At 67.7% G+C, this 17,305-nt stretch carries 19 protein-coding genes; 12 read left to right on the forward strand and 7 right to left on the reverse strand.

The annotated features are described in order from the left end of the window. Nucleotides 1–10: 10 nt before the first annotated feature. Nucleotides 11–736: an STAS/SEC14 domain-containing protein gene (locus tag AYJ57_RS13980; protein WP_066107181.1), complete on the reverse strand. Its 726-nt coding sequence runs from the start codon at nucleotides 734–736 to the stop codon at nucleotides 11–13. Nucleotides 737–994: 258 nt separating this feature from the next. Here AYJ57_RS13980 and atpD point away from each other — a divergent pair, with 258 nt between their 5' ends. The 10 genes from atpD to AYJ57_RS14030 are packed head-to-tail and all read left to right on the forward strand — an operon-like array spanning nucleotide 995 to nucleotide 8,483. After that, nucleotides 995–2,416, forward strand: a complete 1,422-nt coding sequence (gene atpD, locus AYJ57_RS13985; protein ID WP_066107184.1) for a F0F1 ATP synthase subunit beta — start codon at nucleotides 995–997, stop codon at nucleotides 2,414–2,416. Continuing rightward, entirely contained in the window at nucleotides 2,413–2,865 is a 453-nt protein-coding gene (locus AYJ57_RS13990; protein WP_066107187.1) for a F0F1 ATP synthase subunit epsilon, read from the forward strand. Before atpD ends, AYJ57_RS13990 begins: the two co-directional genes overlap by 4 nt. Continuing rightward, complete coding sequence (locus AYJ57_RS13995; protein ID WP_066107191.1) at nucleotides 2,865–3,143, forward strand: AtpZ/AtpI family protein; 279 nt, start codon at nucleotides 2,865–2,867, stop codon at nucleotides 3,141–3,143. Before AYJ57_RS13990 ends, AYJ57_RS13995 begins: the two co-directional genes overlap by 1 nt. After that, a complete protein-coding gene (locus AYJ57_RS14000; protein WP_066107194.1) occupies nucleotides 3,140–3,421 on the forward strand; it encodes an N-ATPase subunit AtpR in 282 nt (93 codons plus the stop codon). Before AYJ57_RS13995 ends, AYJ57_RS14000 begins: the two co-directional genes overlap by 4 nt. Next, complete coding sequence (locus AYJ57_RS14005; protein WP_217621128.1) at nucleotides 3,418–4,128, forward strand: F0F1 ATP synthase subunit A; 711 nt, start codon at nucleotides 3,418–3,420, stop codon at nucleotides 4,126–4,128. Before AYJ57_RS14000 ends, AYJ57_RS14005 begins: the two co-directional genes overlap by 4 nt. Then, entirely contained in the window at nucleotides 4,125–4,373 is a 249-nt protein-coding gene (locus AYJ57_RS14010; protein ID WP_066107200.1) for a F0F1 ATP synthase subunit C, read from the forward strand. The genes AYJ57_RS14005 and AYJ57_RS14010 overlap by 4 nt, the downstream gene beginning before the upstream one ends. A 13-nt stretch (nucleotides 4,374–4,386) precedes the next feature. Further along, complete coding sequence (locus tag AYJ57_RS14015) at nucleotides 4,387–5,121, forward strand: ATP synthase F0 subunit B (RefSeq protein WP_066107203.1); 735 nt, start codon at nucleotides 4,387–4,389, stop codon at nucleotides 5,119–5,121. Beyond that, nucleotides 5,114–6,640: a F0F1 ATP synthase subunit alpha gene (locus tag AYJ57_RS14020; RefSeq protein WP_066107206.1), complete on the forward strand. Its 1,527-nt coding sequence runs from the start codon at nucleotides 5,114–5,116 to the stop codon at nucleotides 6,638–6,640. Before AYJ57_RS14015 ends, AYJ57_RS14020 begins: the two co-directional genes overlap by 8 nt. Then, on the forward strand, nucleotides 6,637–7,494 hold the full coding sequence (locus AYJ57_RS14025) for a F0F1 ATP synthase subunit gamma (RefSeq protein WP_066107208.1): 858 nt from the start codon (nucleotides 6,637–6,639) through the stop codon (nucleotides 7,492–7,494). Before AYJ57_RS14020 ends, AYJ57_RS14025 begins: the two co-directional genes overlap by 4 nt. A gap of 17 nt (nucleotides 7,495–7,511) precedes the next feature. Then, nucleotides 7,512–8,483, forward strand: a complete 972-nt coding sequence (locus AYJ57_RS14030; RefSeq protein ID WP_066107210.1) for a TIGR00730 family Rossman fold protein — start codon at nucleotides 7,512–7,514, stop codon at nucleotides 8,481–8,483. Between the two features lie 46 nt (nucleotides 8,484–8,529). Here the strand turns inward: AYJ57_RS14030 and AYJ57_RS14035 are convergent, their stop codons facing one another. From AYJ57_RS14035 to AYJ57_RS14055, 5 genes are all read right to left on the reverse strand, one after another. Then, a complete protein-coding gene (locus AYJ57_RS14035; protein ID WP_157374165.1) occupies nucleotides 8,530–8,994 on the reverse strand; it encodes a hypothetical protein in 465 nt (154 codons plus the stop codon). 133 nt (nucleotides 8,995–9,127) lie between these two features. Continuing rightward, nucleotides 9,128–10,273, reverse strand: coding sequence for an ABC transporter permease (locus tag AYJ57_RS14040; RefSeq protein ID WP_066107215.1), 1,146 nt, complete (start codon nucleotides 10,271–10,273; stop codon nucleotides 9,128–9,130). Then, complete coding sequence (locus AYJ57_RS14045; protein WP_066107218.1) at nucleotides 10,270–11,241, reverse strand: ABC transporter ATP-binding protein; 972 nt, start codon at nucleotides 11,239–11,241, stop codon at nucleotides 10,270–10,272. Before AYJ57_RS14045 ends, AYJ57_RS14040 begins: the two co-directional genes overlap by 4 nt. Further along, nucleotides 11,238–12,197 (reverse strand): HlyD family secretion protein, encoded by a 960-nt coding sequence (locus AYJ57_RS14050; RefSeq protein WP_066107221.1) that lies wholly within the window; start codon nucleotides 12,195–12,197, stop codon nucleotides 11,238–11,240. The genes AYJ57_RS14045 and AYJ57_RS14050 overlap by 4 nt, the downstream gene beginning before the upstream one ends. A gap of 164 nt (nucleotides 12,198–12,361) precedes the next feature. After that, on the reverse strand, nucleotides 12,362–13,789 hold the full coding sequence (locus tag AYJ57_RS14055; protein ID WP_066107224.1) for an alanine/glycine:cation symporter family protein: 1,428 nt from the start codon (nucleotides 13,787–13,789) through the stop codon (nucleotides 12,362–12,364). Between the two features lie 143 nt (nucleotides 13,790–13,932). Between AYJ57_RS14055 and AYJ57_RS14060 the strand changes: the two genes are divergently transcribed. After that, nucleotides 13,933–14,745, forward strand: coding sequence for a helix-turn-helix domain-containing protein (locus AYJ57_RS14060; RefSeq protein WP_066107227.1), 813 nt, complete (start codon nucleotides 13,933–13,935; stop codon nucleotides 14,743–14,745). A 19-nt stretch (nucleotides 14,746–14,764) separates the two neighbouring features. Here the strand turns inward: AYJ57_RS14060 and AYJ57_RS14065 are convergent, their stop codons facing one another. After that, nucleotides 14,765–15,718 (reverse strand): asparaginase, encoded by a 954-nt coding sequence (locus AYJ57_RS14065; RefSeq protein ID WP_066110305.1) that lies wholly within the window; start codon nucleotides 15,716–15,718, stop codon nucleotides 14,765–14,767. Between the two features lie 213 nt (nucleotides 15,719–15,931). Between AYJ57_RS14065 and AYJ57_RS14070 the strand changes: the two genes are divergently transcribed. Continuing rightward, nucleotides 15,932–17,281: an aspartate ammonia-lyase gene (locus tag AYJ57_RS14070; protein ID WP_066107230.1), complete on the forward strand. Its 1,350-nt coding sequence runs from the start codon at nucleotides 15,932–15,934 to the stop codon at nucleotides 17,279–17,281. Nucleotides 17,282–17,305: the final 24 nt, after the last annotated feature.

Here is a 17,305-nt window from a genome sequence, read left to right on the forward strand (position 1 = left end):
TTTGGCGCGGCTACCCCGCGAGCCACGCCTTGGCCTGCGCCATCTCATCGGCGCGGAAGTGCCGCGCGTCGAGGCCGAAGGCACGCTTGCCGATCTGCACTGCCATCTCCTGCCAGCCCGCATCGCCGACCACCGCTGCACGGTGCACGCGCTTGGCGTGGCCGCGCACCAGAAAGAAGTGGTCGCGCAGCGCGTCCAGCCCCTGCCAGCCGTCGAAATCACGCAGGTCGATGAGCAGCCGGATCGTCTCATGCTCGGCGAAATAGCTGTCGAGATCGCCGATCGCCTCTTCATAGGCCGCGCCATCGACTTTGCCGCGCAGCCGCACTTGCAGCAGCCCGTCGCCAAGGTCTTCCTGCTGGATCGTGCCGAGACTTTCGCGCAGCCAGCGCCGCGCCGCGTCGGCGTCCTTCATCTCGAAGGTGGCGACCGGACAGGGCATGAAGACGGAAAAGCCGCCAACCGTCCGGCGCAGCATCTTGTCGTCCGAGACGAGGGCAATGCGGTCGAAGCCGCGCCAGTGCTTGAGCCCGGTCCGCGCATCCTGAAACAGCGCGCCGAGGGTGAAATCCGACGGGCGCGCCTCGACGGTCGCCAGCAGCCGTAGCCGATTGCCCGCCGTAAGCGCCTTGTCGAGCGCGGGCATCAGCGTGTCGCGATAGTCGGCATCGGTGATCGGCGCTGTCATGCGCATCTCAAGGATGCCGTGTTCTCCGGTGTCGTGAACTTCGATCATGGCCGTATCCTCCCGCCGCAATTATGCGCCAATGGCGCGCATCGGCAAAGTCCCGGCAGAGACTGTCACGCAGTCCTGAACCCGGCGGATCGCGGCGTGCGCGTGCCTGAGCTTTTGTCTGTGCCTGCCCGTTAGCTGGGCATGCGCACCGGGAGTGGTCAGACAAGCGGCTGTCAGCGCAGGGAATTTGATGCGGCGCAAAGTGCGCCCCTGCGAATCTGCTTACCCTGCGGCAGGATTGTCCGAGCGAGGACCCGCATGACAGCAGAAATGATCGGCCCGGCAGGAGAGGTTGTCGCCATTCGCGGCGCGGTGGTGGACGTGCGCTTTCAGGGTGGCCCCCTGCCAAAGATCAACGACGCGCTGCTGGTGCAACGGCCGGGCGGAGAGGATGTGACCATCGAGGTGCAGGCGCATCTCGACGCCGCCACCCTGCGCGGCATCGCGCTGCAGGCAACCGGCGGCTTGCGGCGCGGCGCTCGGGTGCGGCCCATTGGCGGGCCGCTCGAAGTGCCGGTCGGCGAGGCGGTGCTGGGACGGCTGCTGGATGTCACCGGGGGCATCGGCGACGCCAAAGCGCCGCTGCCCGCCGACGTGCCGCGCCGCCCCATCCACCGCGCCCCGCCGCCCTTTCGCACTGGCGCGGGCCATCCCGAGCTGTTTCACACCGGTATCAAGGTCTTTGATCTGCTCACCCCGCTGGCGCAGGGCAGCAAGGCGGCGATGTTCGGCGGCGCGGGCGTCGGCAAGACGGTTCTGGTGATGGAACTGATCCACGCCATGGTCGCCAGCTACGAGGGCATCTCGGTCTTTTCCGGCGTGGGCGAGCGCTCGCGCGAGGGGCATGAGTTGCTGGTCGAGATGACCCATGCGGGCGTGCTGGACCGCACCGTGCTGGTCTATGGCCAGATGAACGAGCCGCCGGGCGCCCGCTGGCGGGTGCCGCTGACCGCGCTGACCATCGCCGAGCACTTCCGCGACGAGGCACAGCGCAACGTTCTGCTGCTGATGGACAACGTCTTTCGCTTCGTTCAGGCGGGGGCCGAGGTCTCGGGGCTGTTGGGCCGCCTGCCCTCGCGCGTGGGCTATCAGCCGACGCTGGGCACGGAAGTGGCCGAACTGCAGGAGCGCATCGCCTCTTCGGGCAGCGCGTCGGTCACGGCAGTCGAGGCGGTCTATGTGCCCGCCGACGATTTCACCGATCCGGCGGTGACCACGATCGCCTCGCATGTGGACAGCATGGTGGTGCTCTCCCGCGCCATGGCCGCCGACGGCATGTATCCTGCCATTGATCCGGTGGCGTCTTCGTCGATCCTGCTCGATCCGCTGATCCTTGGCGAAGAGCATGTGCGAGTGGCCAACGAAGTGCGCCGCGCCATCGAGCATTACCGCGGGCTGCAGGATGTGATCTCTCTGCTGGGGATGGAGGAGCTCGGCCGCGAAGACCGGCAGATCGTCGAGCGCGCCCGGCGGCTCCAGCGGTTCCTCACCCAGCCCTTCACCGTGACCGAGGCGTTCACCGGCATACCCGGTCGCTCGGTGCCGGTGGAAGAGACCATCGCGGGATGCCGGGCGATCCTCGCAGGCGAATGCGACGCATGGGACGAGCGCGCGCTTTACATGGTCGGCACGCTCGAGGAGGCGCGCGAGAAGCAGGGCGCCGGAAAGGACGCGGCATGAGCGGGCTGCATCTGACCGTCACCACACCGATGAGCGTTCTGGTTGACGAGACCGGCGTGACATCCCTGCGCGCCGAGGACCGCAGCGGTGCCTTTGGCATTCTGCCCGGCCATACCGCGTTCCTGACGGTGCTGCCCGCCTCGGTGCTGCGCTGGCGCTCCGCCGACGGGGCGCTGCACTTCTGCGCGCTGCGCAGCGGGCTGCTGACGGTGGAGCGTGGCGAAGCGGTGGCCGTCGCCTGCCGGGAGGGGGTGCTGGGCGATGATCTTCATGCGCTGGAGACAGAGGTCGAGAGCCTGCGCGCCGCCGATGCCGATGCCGACCGCCGCGAGCGGGTCGAGCAGATGCGGCTCCATGCCAGCGCGGTCCGGCAGCTGATGCAATATCTGCGTCCGGGGCGCCCGGCGGGTCCATCGGCCCCGCCCTTCGCCTCCGGTGGAGAGGGCTGATGACCGACGAGCAGAAGAACCATATCGCCGAGGCCGCCCGACGTTCGGCGGACCGCGACCGGCTTGGCAAAGAGACGCCCGAACCCTCGCTTGGGGCGCGCCTTGGGCAGATCGGCATTCTTGGCTGGGCCGTGGTGGTGCCAACCCTGCTGGGCGTGGTGCTGGGCCGCGCCGCCGACCGCGCCTTCGGCACCGGCGTCTTCTTCACTGCCCCGGCGATCATGATCGGCGCCGCGATCGGCTTTCATGCCGCATGGAAATGGATGCACAAGCAATGACCCTGCCCGACACGCCCTACGCTCTCGCCGCCCTCGCGCTCTGCCTCGGCTTCGCGCTGGGGTGGGCGCATTTCGCCAGCCTGCGGCGGGTGACCGACCTCTATCTCGGGTCCGGCCCGGCATGGCGGGCGCTGGTCTTGCAACTTGGCCGTCTCGCCATTCTGGCCGGGGTCTTGGTCGGGCTGGCCCTGCTGGGCGCGCTGCCACTGCTGGCGGGCACGCTGGGGCTGCTTCTGGCGCGGCAGATGGTGCTGCGCCGGTCGCGGAAGGGCGCGTGATGGACAGCCCGCTTTCCCTCGATCCGCTGTTCTATCTGGGGCCGGTGCCGATCACCGAGCCGGTGCTGGTGACATGGGCGATCCTCGCGTTGCTGATACTCGGCTGCTGGCTTGCCACCCGCCACCTGTCGCTGACACCGGGGCGGCTGCAGACCTTGCTGGAGCTGTTCGTCGGTACCGTCGACGCCCAGATCAGCGACACGATGCAGCGCGACCCACGCCGCTATCGCGCGCTCATCGGCACGATCTTCCTCTTTGTGCTGGTGGCCAATTGGTCGTCGCTGCTGCCCGGCATCGAGCCCCCGACCGCGCGGCTAGAGACCGATGCCGCGCTGGCGCTGATCGTGTTCGCCGCCACCATCTGGTACGGCGTCGCCGCGCAGGGGCTGCGGGGCTATCTCGCCACTTTCGCCGAGCCGTCCTGGGTGATGATCCCGCTCAACGTCGTCGAGCAGATCACCCGCACCTTCTCGCTGATCGTGCGCCTCTTCGGCAATGTGATGAGCGGCGTCTTCGTCATCGGCATCATCCTTACGCTCGCCGGGCTGCTGGTGCCAATCCCGCTGATGGCGCTCGATCTGCTGACCGGCGCCGTACAGGCCTATATCTTCGCCGTGCTCGCCACCGTCTTCATCGGCGCCGCCGTGGGCGAGCAGGCACCCTCCCCCACATCGCCATCCACTTCCGCAAAGGAGACCCGCCCATGACCGCAAACCTTGTCGAGATCGTCAGCATCCTTGCCGCCGCGCTTGCTGTGTCTTTCGGCGCCATCGGCCCGGCGCTGGCCGAAGGGCGCGCCGTGGCTGCCGCCATGGACGCCATCGCCCGCCAGCCCGAGGCCGCAGGCACGCTGAGCCGCACGCTCTTTGTCGGGCTCGCGATGATCGAGACCATGGCGATCTACACGCTGGTGATCGCGCTGCTGCTGCTCTTCGCCAACCCTTTCGTCTGAGGCAGGCATTGCCATGAGTTTCGACTGGTGGACATTGGCGCTGCAGACGATCAACCTTTTGGTGCTGCTGTGGATCCTGTCGCATTTCCTGTTCAAGCCGGTGTCGGAGATCCTCGAAAAGCGGCAGGCGGCGGCAACCGATGCGCTGGACCATGCGCGCAGCGCAAAGGCCGAGGCAGAGGCCGCTCTGGCCGAGGTTCGATCCGGCGATACCGCCGTGGCGGAGCGCCGCGCAAAGCTTCTGGCGACGGCGCAGGCCGAGGCCGCGCGCGCCCGGCGCGACTTGCTGGACGCGGCACGCGAGGATGCCGCCAAATTGCGCGCAGAGGCGCAGGCGGAGATCCAGCGCAGCCGGAGCGATGCCGAGCGCGCGATGCAGGACGAGGCGGCGGATCTGGCGGTGGACATCTCGCGGCGGCTGCTCGACCGGCTGCCCGCGCAGATGCGCAGCGCGGGGTTCATCGACGGGCTGGCGGAGGCGGTGGCGCGGCTGCCGGAGCAGACGCGGGAAGGTCTCGGCGTCTCGGGTCCAGTGGTGGTCCGCGCGGCCAGCGCCCTCAGCGAGGCGGAGATGACCCTGCTGCAGGGCCGGCTCGCCGAGGTGCTGGGCCATGAGATCGCGCTTTCCATGACCACCGATCCCTCGCTGCTCGCCGGGCTGGAACTGGACGCGCCGCATGCGGTGGTGCGCAACCACTTCCGCGCCGATCTTGACCACATCCGGCAGGAGTTGCTGCGGCATGACTGAAGAGACCCCCTCTGCCGACTGGCTGCGCCGTGGCCGCGCGACGCTCGCCCGCACCGAGCTTGCCCCCGAGGCGGAGCCCATCGGCCGGGTGATCGCGGTGGCGGACGGGATCGCGCGGGTCTCGGGCCTGCCGGATGCGCCGCTTGGCGCGCTCCTGCACTTCGAAGGCGGACAGGCGGGATTTGCCCAGACGCTGGATGCGCGCGAGATCGACGCGGTGCTTTTTGACGATGTGACCGGGATCGAGGCCGGGAGCAAAGTCACTGACACCGGCGATGTGGTCCGCGTGCCGGTGGGGGACGCGCTGCTCGGGCGGATCGTCGATCCGCTGGGCCGTCCTATCGATGGCGGCGCCGCGCTCGAGACACAAGAGGCTCTGCCTATCGAGCGCCCTGCCCCCGGCATCATCGAGCGCGCCTTGGTTTCGGAGCCGCTGATGACCGGCGTGCTGGTGGTCGACAGTCTTTTCGCCATCGGGCGCGGCCAGCGTGAGTTGATCGTCGGCGACCGGGCGACGGGAAAGACCGCGTTGGCGGTCGAGGCAATCATCAACCAAAAGCACAGCGACGTCATCTGCATCTATGTCGCCGTCGGCCAGCGTGTCACGGCGGTGGAACGGGTGATCGCGGCGGTGCGCGACCATGGCGCACCAGACCGCTGCGTCTTTGTCGTCGGCAATGCCGGAAGTGCGCCGGGGCTGCAGTGGATCGCGCCTTTCGCGGGCATGACCATGGCCGAATATTTCCGCGACGCGGGCCATGACGTTCTGATCGTGATCGACGATCTGACCCGCCACGCCGCCACCCACCGCGAGCTTGCGCTTCTCACCCGGGAGCCGCCGGGGCGCGAGGCCTATCCGGGCGATATCTTCTACCTGCACGCGCGGCTTTTGGAGCGCGCCGCCAAACTGCCGCGCGAGAGCGGCGGTTCGATCACCGCGCTGCCCATCGCCGAGACCGACGCGGGCAATCTGTCGGCCTATATCCCGACCAACCTGATCTCGATCACCGACGGGCAGATCGTGCTCGACTCCCATCTCTTTGCCGCGAACCAGCGGCCTGCGGTGGATGTGGGGCTGTCGGTCAGCCGGGTCGGCGGCAAGGCGCAGGCCCCGGCACTGCGCGCGGTCTCGGGGCGGCTCCGGCTCGATTACGCGCAGTTTCAGGAGCTTGAGATGTTCACCCGTTTCGGCGGCATCTCGAGCACGCGGGTGAAGACGCAGATCGCGCGCGGCGAATGCATCCGGGCGCTGCTGGGCCAGCCGCGCTATGCCGGGCTGCGGCTCGTGGATCAGGTCGCGCTGCTGGCGGCGCTGGCCGAGGGGGCGCTTGATGGCATCCCGGCAGAACGCCTGAGCACGTTGCGACAGGAGTTGCCGGGGCGGCTCGACACGCAGGGGCACGAGCTTGTCGCGGCGCTGCAGGAGAGCGGCACGCTCGACGATGCGCAGCGCACGGCGCTCGTGGCGCTGGTAGCCGAACTGGTGGGTGAACTGGCTGGGGGGGATGGGCCGGAATGAGCGGCACGCTTTCCGACGTCGAGGAACGCATCGGCACGGTCCACAAACTGTCGGCGGTGATCACCGCGATGCGCGGCATCGCCGCCTCGCGCCTGCAGGACGCCAATGCCCATGTGGGTGCGATCCGCCTCTACGCCGACACCATCGGCGAGGCCATCGGTCAGGCGCTTGGCCTTTCCGAGGCCGAGCGCGCCGCCCCAAAGAGTGCAGCCGCGGGCGGCGCGCTGCACATCGTTCTCTGCGCCGAACAGGGCTTCGCCGGGAATTTCTCTGCACGGGTGCTCGAAGCCGCCCAGCATGCGCTTGTCGAGGCGGACCGCACGCATGAGGTCTTGCTCATCGGCGACCGCGGGCTGCTCATCGCGCATGACTATGGCATCATGCCGAGTTGGAGCGCCCCGATGATCGCCCATCCGGCGCGCACGGCGCATCTGGCCGGGCGCATTGCCGAGGCAGTGTTTCAGCGCATCGCGGGCGGGCGCGCCAGTTCGGTGACCATCCTGCATGCCACGCCGGGCGGGACCGAGGGATATGACGTTGTGCACAAGCGGCTCGTGCCTTTCGACTACGGGCGCTTCCCTGCCCCCAAGACGATGCTGGAGCCGCGGATCACCCTGCCCCCCGAGGACCTGCTTGCCCGGTTGGTCGAAGAATATGTCTTTGCCGAGATCAGCGAAGCGCTGATGCTGTCCTTCGCCGCCGAGAACGAGGCGCGCATGCGCGCGATGATCGCGGCCCATGACAATGTCACCGCATCGCTCGAGGCGCTGGTCGGACAGGCGCGGCGGCTGCGGCAGGATGCGATCACCGAAGAGATCATGGAGCTTGCCACCGGCAGCCTGCCGGCGCGCTAACCGCAGGAGGACGGACCATGGCTGACATTGACCCGCAAAAGCCCCACCCCGCGCCAGACCCGGAGCGCCGCGTCGAGTTGCCGGGATGCGCTCCGAAACCCGCCTCCGACGACCGGCGCGCCCCTGATCTGGTCAGCACGATCATGGACAGCCCCAGTTATCGCGAGGGCGACCGCGATGTCGAGTTTCTCGACCGTGAGGATATGCGGGGGGTGCGGCTGTTGCTCGACTACCAAAAGCCCGAAACGCTGCTGCAGGCGCATGGCATCGCCCATGCCATCGTCGTCTTTGGCGCCACCCGCATCCCCGAACCGGCGCGCGCGCAGGCGCAGGTGGCGGACCGGCAGGCGGCGCTCGACGCGGCGCCCGGCGATCCGGCGCTGACCCGCGCGCTCGGCATCGCGCGGCGGGTGGCCGACAAGAGCCGCTATTACGATGTGGCGCGCGCCTTCGGGCGGATCGTCGGCGAGCAGGAGGGACGCCATGGCAACCGGCTGGTGGTGGTCACCGGCGGCGGGCCGGGCATCATGGAAGCGGCCAATCGCGGCAGCCATGACGCGCAGGCGCGCACCGTGGGGCTGAACATCACGCTGCCGCACGAGCAGTATCCCAACCCCTATCTGACGCCGGATCTGTGCTTTCGCTTTCACTATTTCGCCTTGCGCAAACTGCACTTCCTCAAGCGCGCGCGGGCGCTGGTTGTCTTTCCCGGCGGCTATGGCACGCTGGACGAGCTTTTCGAGACGCTGACCCTGATCCAGACGCGGAAGATCCCACCGGTGCCGGTGGTGCTGGTCGGCGAGGCCTATTGGCGGCGGGCGTTCGATGCGGATTTCCTCGTCGACGAGGGCGTGATCGACCCCGAGGACCGAGACCTTTTCTGGTACGCCGAAGAAGCCGAAGAGATCTGGGAGGACATTCAGCGCTGGTATCGGCGCGCGGGGCGCGAGATCACCTCTGCCGTGCCCGAACAGCCCTGCGACCGCTGAAACCAACGGTCGCGCTGCCGCAGTCTGCCGAGATGAAAGCCCGGCCTTACGCCTGCGGCAGACCGGTGCGGGCGCTTGCCGCAAAGCCTGCGCGGTGCTTGGACGTGCTGCCGTGCGCGCGCGGCGTCACGCCCCCCTGATGCCTGCCCTCATCCGCAGAGCGGCGGGCGGGCGCGGCGCGTCCCACGCGCTTGTCGCCCGCCCAAGCGTCTTGGGCCTGAAAATCCAATTCGTCGAGCGGGCACAGCCTGCAAAGAAGCTCCAGATCGCATTTGCCGCAGGTTCTGAGCTGATGCATTTGCCCAAAGAGGAAGATGGCGCGCTTCCCGGCGGCCACCGCCAGCACCAGCGCACCGGACGCAATGGCCAGTTCCAATGCGGCGAAGGTCTTGTCCGTGGCGTAGATGGCAGAGCAGATGAGTATCCCGGCAATCGCGCCCGCGCCAAGCGAGAGGATCACGCTCAGTCGCAGCAAAAGTGGCAGGGTCCGGGCAAAGAAATCCTGAGTCACGGCGGGCCTTGAAATTGAGTTACCTAGAAAACGAGCGCACTCCCCGCCGCTCAGACTTTCGCAGTTCTTACGCTCGGTCAAGGCGGCAGGGCAAGGGATCGCCTGCGGCAGAGCTCGGTCGCCGCAGCTGTGCTCAATCCAGCCGCTTTCGGAAGCGCAGCGAGGCGACGATCAGCCCAAGCACGGCAAAGCCCAGCAGCCAGCCCGCGTCGGGCAGCAGATCGCCCAGTCCGGCATCGCGCAGCACCACGCCGCGGATGATCCGCATGAAATGCGTGGCGGGCAGCAGGTCGGCGAGCATCTGCGCGCCCTTGGGCATGCCCTCATAAGGGAACATGAAGCCCGACAGCAGGATCGACGGCAGCAGCACGAAGACGGTCATCTGCATCGCCTGCAACTGGTTGCGCGCCAGCGTCGAGAGCACCAGCCCCAGCGAGAGGCTGGCGAGGATGAACAGCAGCGTCACAAGCAGCAGCACCCAAAGCGCGCCTGCCACCGTCACCGAAAACAGCAGCGCGCCGAGCCCGAGGATGATCCCGACCTGTATGAGCCCGATGCCGACATAGGGAATGATCTTGCCGATCATGATCTCGACCGGGCGGATCGGCGTGGTGATCAGCATCTCCATATTGCCGCGTTCGCTTTCGCGCACGATCGCGGCAGAGGTGAACATGATCATGGTCATCGTCAGGATGATGCCGACCAGTCCCGGCACGATGTTCACCACGGTGCGCTGCTCGGGGTTGTAAAATAGCGCCACCTCGAAGGTCGGCACCGCGGCATTGGCGGGCTCGCGGAACATCTCGCCCAGAGGCATCGAGCGCAGCGCCCGGATCGCCCCGGCGACCAGCGTGTCCGAGCCGTCGGCGATCCACTGCGCGATGGGCCGGGCGGTCGGGTCGTCGACCCCCGAGGCGAACCGGCTGCCGATGGCGGGGCTGCGCACCAGCCGCTGCGCCACATCGCGCGGGATGATGAAGGCAGCGCGGGCCTCGGCCCGGACGATGGCGCGTTCGGCCTCGGCGACACTGGCGAGATGTTTTTCGAACCGCACCACCTGCGTCGCCTCGACCATCTGGATCAGGCTGCGGCTGAGGTTGGTGTCGCTCTGATCCACCACCACCGCCGGGATGTGCCGGATCTCGGTGTTGATCGCATAGCCGAAGAGCACCAGTTGGATGAGCGGGATCATCACGATCATCCCGAAGGTCAGCCGGTCGCGCCGCAACTGCAACAGCTCCTTGCGCAGGATCGCCATGATGCGCCGCCCCGAGATCATCGCCCGGCCCCAGGGGTTTCGGCGGTTTCGGTGGGTTTGGCGGCCTTGACTGGCCGCTGCGTTGCCAGCACGAAGACATCCTCGAGGTTCGGCGCAATGGCCCGCACCTGCGCTCCCGGATGCGCGCTCAGAGCCTGCCGCACCAGCCCGACCGGATCGCCCGTACCTTCGGCCACCAGCACCCGCAGCCGTGCACCGATCTGCGCGACCGAGATGATCCCCGTCTGTCCGCTCAATGCCCGGCCAATATGGCGCGGATCGTCTGCGGCCACCTCCACCGCGCGTCCCTCGATCCGCGCCATAAGCTCATGCGGCGTGCCGTCGGCGCATTTGCGGCCCCGGTCGAGGATGGCGATGCGGTGGCACCGCTCGGCTTCATCCATCAGGTGGGTCGAGACAATCATCGTGGTGCCCTTATCCACCAGATCGAACAGCCGCTCCCAAAAGGCGCGGCGGGTCTCGGGATCGACCGCCGCCGTGGGCTCATCGAGAAACAGCAGCTCGGGCTCATGCATGACCGTCGCCGCCAGTGCGAGGCGCTGCCGCTGCCCGCCGCTGAGCGATCCGGCCAGAACATGGGCCTGTTCGGTGAGCGTGTAGGTCTCCAGCAGTTCGGCGATGCGCCGGCGTTTGGCTTTGGCTGGCAGATCGTGGATGTCGGCGATGAACCGCAGGTTCTCGAGCACGGTGAGGTCGCGGTAATGGGTAAAGCCCTGCGTCATATAGCCGATGCGCCGCTTCACCGCCTCGGCGTCGCCCGGCAGCCGCGCGCCCAGCACCTCGGCGTGGCCCTCTGTGGGCGTCAGCAGTCCGGTGAGCATCCGCATGGCGGTGGTCTTGCCAGAACCATTGGGACCGAGCAGGCCATAGACCACACCCTTCGGGATCGCGAGATCGAGCCCGTCGACGGCGGTCTTCTCGCCGAAGCGTCGGCTCAGGCCGAAGGTCTGGGCCACATTTGCGGTCATGGCAGCGCCGCCGAAACCGGCAGCCCCGCCGGCAGATCCGCCGCCGCCTCGGGCAGCGCGACCTCGGCCGGATAGACCAGACGGCTGCGCTGCTCTTGGTTGAGCGCGTAATAGGGCGTGAAGGCGGGCTCGTTGCTGATCCACCGCAGGGTGCCCTCATAGGCCTGCTCGGCGCCGTCGAGCCGGATACTGACGGGATCGCCGATCGAAAGCCCTGCCCGCCGCGTCTCGGGCACATAGACGCGGGCATAGGGCCGGTCGTCGGTGAGCAGCACCGCCACCGGGCTGCCCAGCGGAACGCGCTCGCCCCGGTTCCACGGCAGGCTGTCGAGCAGACCGTCGCGCGAGGCACGGATGGTCAGATCCGAAAGCCGTGTGCGTTCCGCCGCCACCTGCGCCTCGGCGGCGGTCACCTTGGCCTCGGCGATGCGGATATCTTCGGGCCGCGCGCCGGTCCGGAGTTCCTGCAGCGTCTGCTCGGCGCTGGTCAGTTCGGCCAGCGCAGAGTTGCGCCGCGCCACGTCCTGATCGAGCCGCGCGGCGGTGACGGTGCCGGTCTCCAGCAGGCGGGCGTTGCGGTCGTAGCTGGCCTGCGCCTCCTGATAGACTGCCCGCGCGCCCTCGATCCGCGCCTCGGCGATGGCGATCTCTTCGGACCGTGCGCCGGTCTGCATGCGTTCAAGGTCGGCCTGCGCCTCGGCAAGCTGCGCTTGCGCCACCGCCAGTTCGGCCTGCTGCAGCGTATCGTCGAGTTGGACCAGAACGTCCCCGGCGGCGACCGCGCTGCCCTCGGCGACGGGCAGTCCGGTGATGATCTCGTTGGCGGTGGCCGTCAGCACGACCCGCTCGCGCATCAGCTGGCCGAGCGCCACATCCGGCCCCCGGCTCTCGCAGGACGGCAGGGCGAGCGGCAGCAGCAGCGCCGGTGCCGCCAGTAGCCTCAGCAATGCGATCATGACCGTCCCCTCCTCACGCGCCCGCAGGCCAAGCCTCGCGCGCCCGGTCCTGCAAGTCCATGACTTTGATCAAAGCCTTGCCTCGGGAGCCTTGCACGGATCGGCACAGCAAAAGGGCCGCTGCAAAGCGGCCCTTTGAGAGGTTTCGACAGATGCGCTGCGGCTCAGTTCGCCGTGCCGCGCCATGCGTCGCGGTCGATGTCGAGGTCGGCGTAGTCGTCCGGGTTCAGCACCGGGCGGTCGACGCCCGCCTTGAGCTGTGCCCGGAAGTCGCGCAGCAGGCGCAGCGCCACCGGGAAGAGCATCATGATCGCCAGAAGGTTCACCACCGCCAGCACGCCCATCATCGGATCGGAGAAGAAGAACACCGCCGTCGCGCCGGGCGCCACCGCGCCGACAAAGACGATGCCCATGATCGCCAGACGGAAGAGCACCAGCGACACCGGGTGCTTGGACAGCACGCTCAGGGCGTTCTCGCCGAGGTAGTAGTTGTAGATGATCGACGAGAAGGCGAAGAGCAGGATCGCCCCGGTCAGGAAGTACTGCGCCCATGCCCCGAGGTGCGACACCAGCGATTGCTGGGTCAGCGCCACGCCGTCGATGCCTTCGGCTCCGGGCACGTAGACGTCGCCCAGCAGGATGATGAAGGCGGTGCACGAGCAGATCAGGATGGTGTCGATGAACACCGAGAAGGACTGCGTGATGCCTTGGCTGATCGGGTGGCGCACTTCGGCGGTGGCCGCCACGTTGGGCGCCGAGCCGAGGCCGGCTTCATTGGAGAAGAGGCCGCGCCGCAGACCCTGCGCCAGAGCCGCGCCCATGCCGCCGCCAACCGCCTGCTCGAAGCCGAAAGCGTTGCTGACGATCGACGAGATCACGCCGGGGATCTCGGTGATGTTGAGCACGATGACGATCAGCGCCAGCGCCAGATAGCCCACCGCCATGATCGGCACGATCACGTCCGAGGCCTTGGCGATGCGGTGGATGCCGCCGAAGATGATTGCGCCCGCGATCAGCGACAGCGCGATGCCGGTCCACAGCCGGTCGATGCCGAGGCTGTCCTGAACGGCGCCCGCCACGGTGTTGCCCTGAAAGGCGTTGAAGCCAAAGCCGAAGGCCGCGATCAGGCAGATCGCATAAACCACCGCCAGCCAGCGGAACTCTTTGCCCAGACCGTGGATGATCGACAGCGCCGGGCCGCCGCGGAAGGTGGTCTCGTCCACGCGGCGCTTGAAAAGCTGCGCGAGCGAGCATTCGACGAGGCTGGTGGCCATGCCGACCAGCGCCACCGCCCACATCCAGAAGACAGCGCCGGGCCCGCCAAGGGTGATCGCCACGGCGACGCCCGCGATGTTGCCGCCGCCGACGCGGCCGCCGACCGAAACCAGCAGCGCCTCACGCGCCGAGATACGGCTCGGGTCATCCGAGTTGTTGGCGCTGCTCAGCACGCGGAACATGCGCCCGAAGAAGCGGAACTGGACGAAGCCGGTCGCCAGTGTGATGAAGCAGCCAAAGATCACGAGGATCGGGATCAGCGACCAGCCCCAAGTGAGATCCCCGATCTTGCCGAAGATCATTTCCAGAAATTCCATGCACTCCTCCTAGGTCTATGCGGTCAGTTTCACGCGGATTGGCGCGCACACTAGGCAGGCAAAAGCGGAATAGCATTTCACTAGCTTGCGCCCCCCTGACGCGGGTTGATACGGGGGCGCATCAACTAGCGAAGGATGTGCGTATGTCGCGCGATCTGCCCCGGAACCTCAGGCTGCTTTGCAGTTACCATAAGTCGATTGCCGAGGTCTGCAGACAGCTTGGAGTGAATCGCTCGCAGTTCAACCGCTACCTTTCGGGCGAGACCTTTCCCTCGCTGCGTTTGATGCAGCGTATGTGCGATTTCTTTGGCGTGGACGAGAGCGAGCTGCTGCTGCCGCACGCCCAGTTCGCAGAGATGGTGCGCCTGCGCCCCGGCCATATCGCCGCCACGGTCGAGCGCAATGTGGTGGCCACAACGGCCAATGACATCAGGCTCGACTCGCAGCGCGCGCTGCAGGCCTACACGGGCACCTACCGGGTCTATTACAACTCGATGTCGCATCCGGGGCAGATCCTGCTCTCGGTCGGGCGCATCTACGCGACGCCCTTCGGGATGAACGTGAAGACCATCGAGAACGTCGGCAAGCCGGGGCGGTCGAAATTCACCTGCAAGTACCAAGGCGCCTGCTTTGTATTGGGCGACCGGATCTTCATGACGGTGATGGAGACGCTGACCCGCAACGAGGTGATGCAGATCATCCTCTATCCCAGCTACAACAACCGCATCCGCTATCTGACCGGCGTGGTCTCGGGCGTGGCGGCGCGGGCGCCGCGGCCTCCGGCGGCGACGCAGATCGTCTTTGAATACCTCGGCGACAAGGCCGACCTGCGGCGCGAGATCCGGCGCAGCGCGCTTTACGCGCCCGACAGCGCCGACATCCCCGAAGAGGTGCGCGACATGCTGGGCTCGTGGGAGCAGAGCCGCGGCCCGCTGATCGAGGCGCCGCTGGCCTAAGGCTTAAGCGCCCTGGGGTTTAAGCCCTGCGCATCTCGCCGCAGACCGGGGTTTCGAGGAAGGCGCGGCACTGGTCGAAACTGGCGTGCAGCGACAGCGCGTAGTGCAGCTTGGCATAGGCCATCTCGGGCGTCATGTCGCGCCCGTCAATCACGCCGCTCTCGCGCAGCACCCCGCCCGCCGCATAGGTGCCGAGGTTGATGCCGCCCTCCGGGCTCTGGCTGACCGCCACCACGGGCACCTGCCGCTGAGCCGCCAGCGCCAGCGCGGCGCGCAACTGCGGCGTGTCCGGCGCGGTGCCGGCGCCGTAGCAGCGCAGCACGATGCCATCGCATTGCTCTGCCGCAAAGCGCAGCACATCGGTGCAAGCGCCTGGGGCGATGGACAGCACGGCGACACGGTGTGGCAGCACCTCAACCGCCATGGGTTCCGCCGCCGGGGACAGCGGCGGTGCGGCACTCTCTGCGGCGGCAAAGGCATCCAGCGCAGAAGAATGCGCCTTGCGCACACGCGCGCCATGCAAAAGCCGTCCGGCGAATTGCACCCAGACACCCGGGGCCGCGCGCGTCGCGGCATTGAGCGCATCGGCAAGGTTGTCCCACCCGTCGCTGCCCTCCACCGTCAGCGGCAGCATCGACCCGGTCACGATCACCTGCTTTGTGAGCCCGCGCAGCGCGAGACACAGCGCAGCGGCACTGAAGGCCAGCGTGTCGGTGCCATGGGTCACGACGACGCCGTCGAACTCGGCCTGCGCGTCGGCCAAGAGGCGGCTGAGGCGGTTCCATTCGCGCGGCGTTGCCTCGGCGCTGTCGATCAGCCGGTCGAGCTGGCGCAGCGTGATCTCCTGCGGGATGCGCCCCTCGGCTTGGAGCCGCTGCAGCGCGTCCTCGATCACCCCGGCCTGCGGCGCGAAGCCCTGCGGCGTTGCCGCCATGCCGATGGTGCCCCCGGTGTGAATCAGCAGAAGTCGCACGTGTCCCCTTTCGCGTTGCGCGGCGCGGCGGCCGCGGGCCTGTCTCTCGAATTTTCCGGCGCCGGGCCAGATGCCCCGGCAGAGCCGCCTGACGCGGACCATGCCCGGGGTCGCGTCAACCAGCGTCACCTTCGCCGCTACCATAGAGATTGCACGTTGCCACCGCATCCCGGCGCGGTAAACGCCGCCGCGAAGTCACCGGGAGGAAAGACCATGCGAACCGAATTCGATTCACTGGGCCACTATGAGGTGCCCGACGATGCGCTCTACGGCATTCACACCATGCGCGCCTATGACAACTTCCGGATCTCGGATGTGCCGGTTTCGGAGTTCCCCGAGCTTGTGCGCAGCCTTGCCATGGTCAAGAAAGCGGCGGCGGCGGCGAACCACCGTCTGGGCGTGCTGAGCGCCGAGAAGACCCATGCCATCGACGTCGCCTGCGACGCGCTTCTGGCGGGCGAGCACCACGCGCATTTCATCGTCGACATGATGCAGGGCGGCGCGGGCACGTCGACCAACATGAACGCCAATGAGGTGATCGCCAACCTCGGCCTGCGCCACATGGGCCATCCGCCGGGCAGCTACGCGCAGCTGCACCCCAATGACGACGTGAACAAGTCGCAGTCCACCAATGACGCCTACCCCACCGCGCTGCGCCTTGCGGTGCTGCAGCGGCTCGAGGGGCTCTCGGTCGAGCACCAGCGGCTGTGCGACGCCTTCGCCGCCAAGGCCGAAGAGTTCGACGCCATCCCCAAGCTCGGGCGCACGCAGTTGCAGGACGCGGTGCCGATGACGCTCGGGCAGGAATTCCGCTCTTTCGCCAACACCATCGAGGAAGATATCGAGCGGCTGCGCGACGTGTCGGACCTGCTGATGGAAGTGAACCTCGGCGGCACCGCCATCGGCACCGGGGTCAACGCGCCCTTGGGCTATGCCGCCGTGGCAGTCGAAGAGTTGCGCCGGGTCTCGGGTCTGCCGCTGCGGCAGGCGCGCGATCTGGTCGAAGCCTCGTCGGACCTCGGCGGCTTCGTGGCCTTCTCTGGCATCCTCAAGCGGGTGGCGGTGAAACTCTCGAAAATCTGCAACGACCTGCGTCTGCTCAGTTCGGGCCCGCGCTCGGGGTTTGGCGAGATCCGCCTGCCCGCGGTGCAGGCGGGCTCGTCGATCATGCCGGGCAAGGTGAACCCGGTGATCCCCGAGGTGGTCAATCAGGTGGCTTATCAGGTGATCGGCAACGATCTGACCGTGACCATGGCTGCCGAGGCGGGACAGCTGCAGCTCAACGCGATGGAGCCGGTGGCGATCCTCAACATTCTGCAGTCGATCCGTATCCTCAAGCGTGCGATGGCCTGCCTGACCGACCGCTGCGTGGTGGGCATCGAAGCCGACGAAGCGCGCTGCCGCGGCCTGCTGGAGAACAGCCTCGCCGTCGCGACCTCGCTGGTGCCGCAGATCGGCTATGAGAGCGCGGCGCGCGTCGCCAAACACGCGCTGAACAGCGGAATATCGGTGCATGAGGCGTTGAGGGATCTGGGCATCGAGGCCGAACCGCTGGCCTCCTGAGCCGACCATCCACCGACATCAAAA

Origin of the sequence: Salipiger sp. CCB-MM3 (assembly GCF_001687105.1) — a bacterium.
Classification (GTDB): Bacteria; Pseudomonadota; Alphaproteobacteria; order Rhodobacterales; family Rhodobacteraceae; genus Salipiger.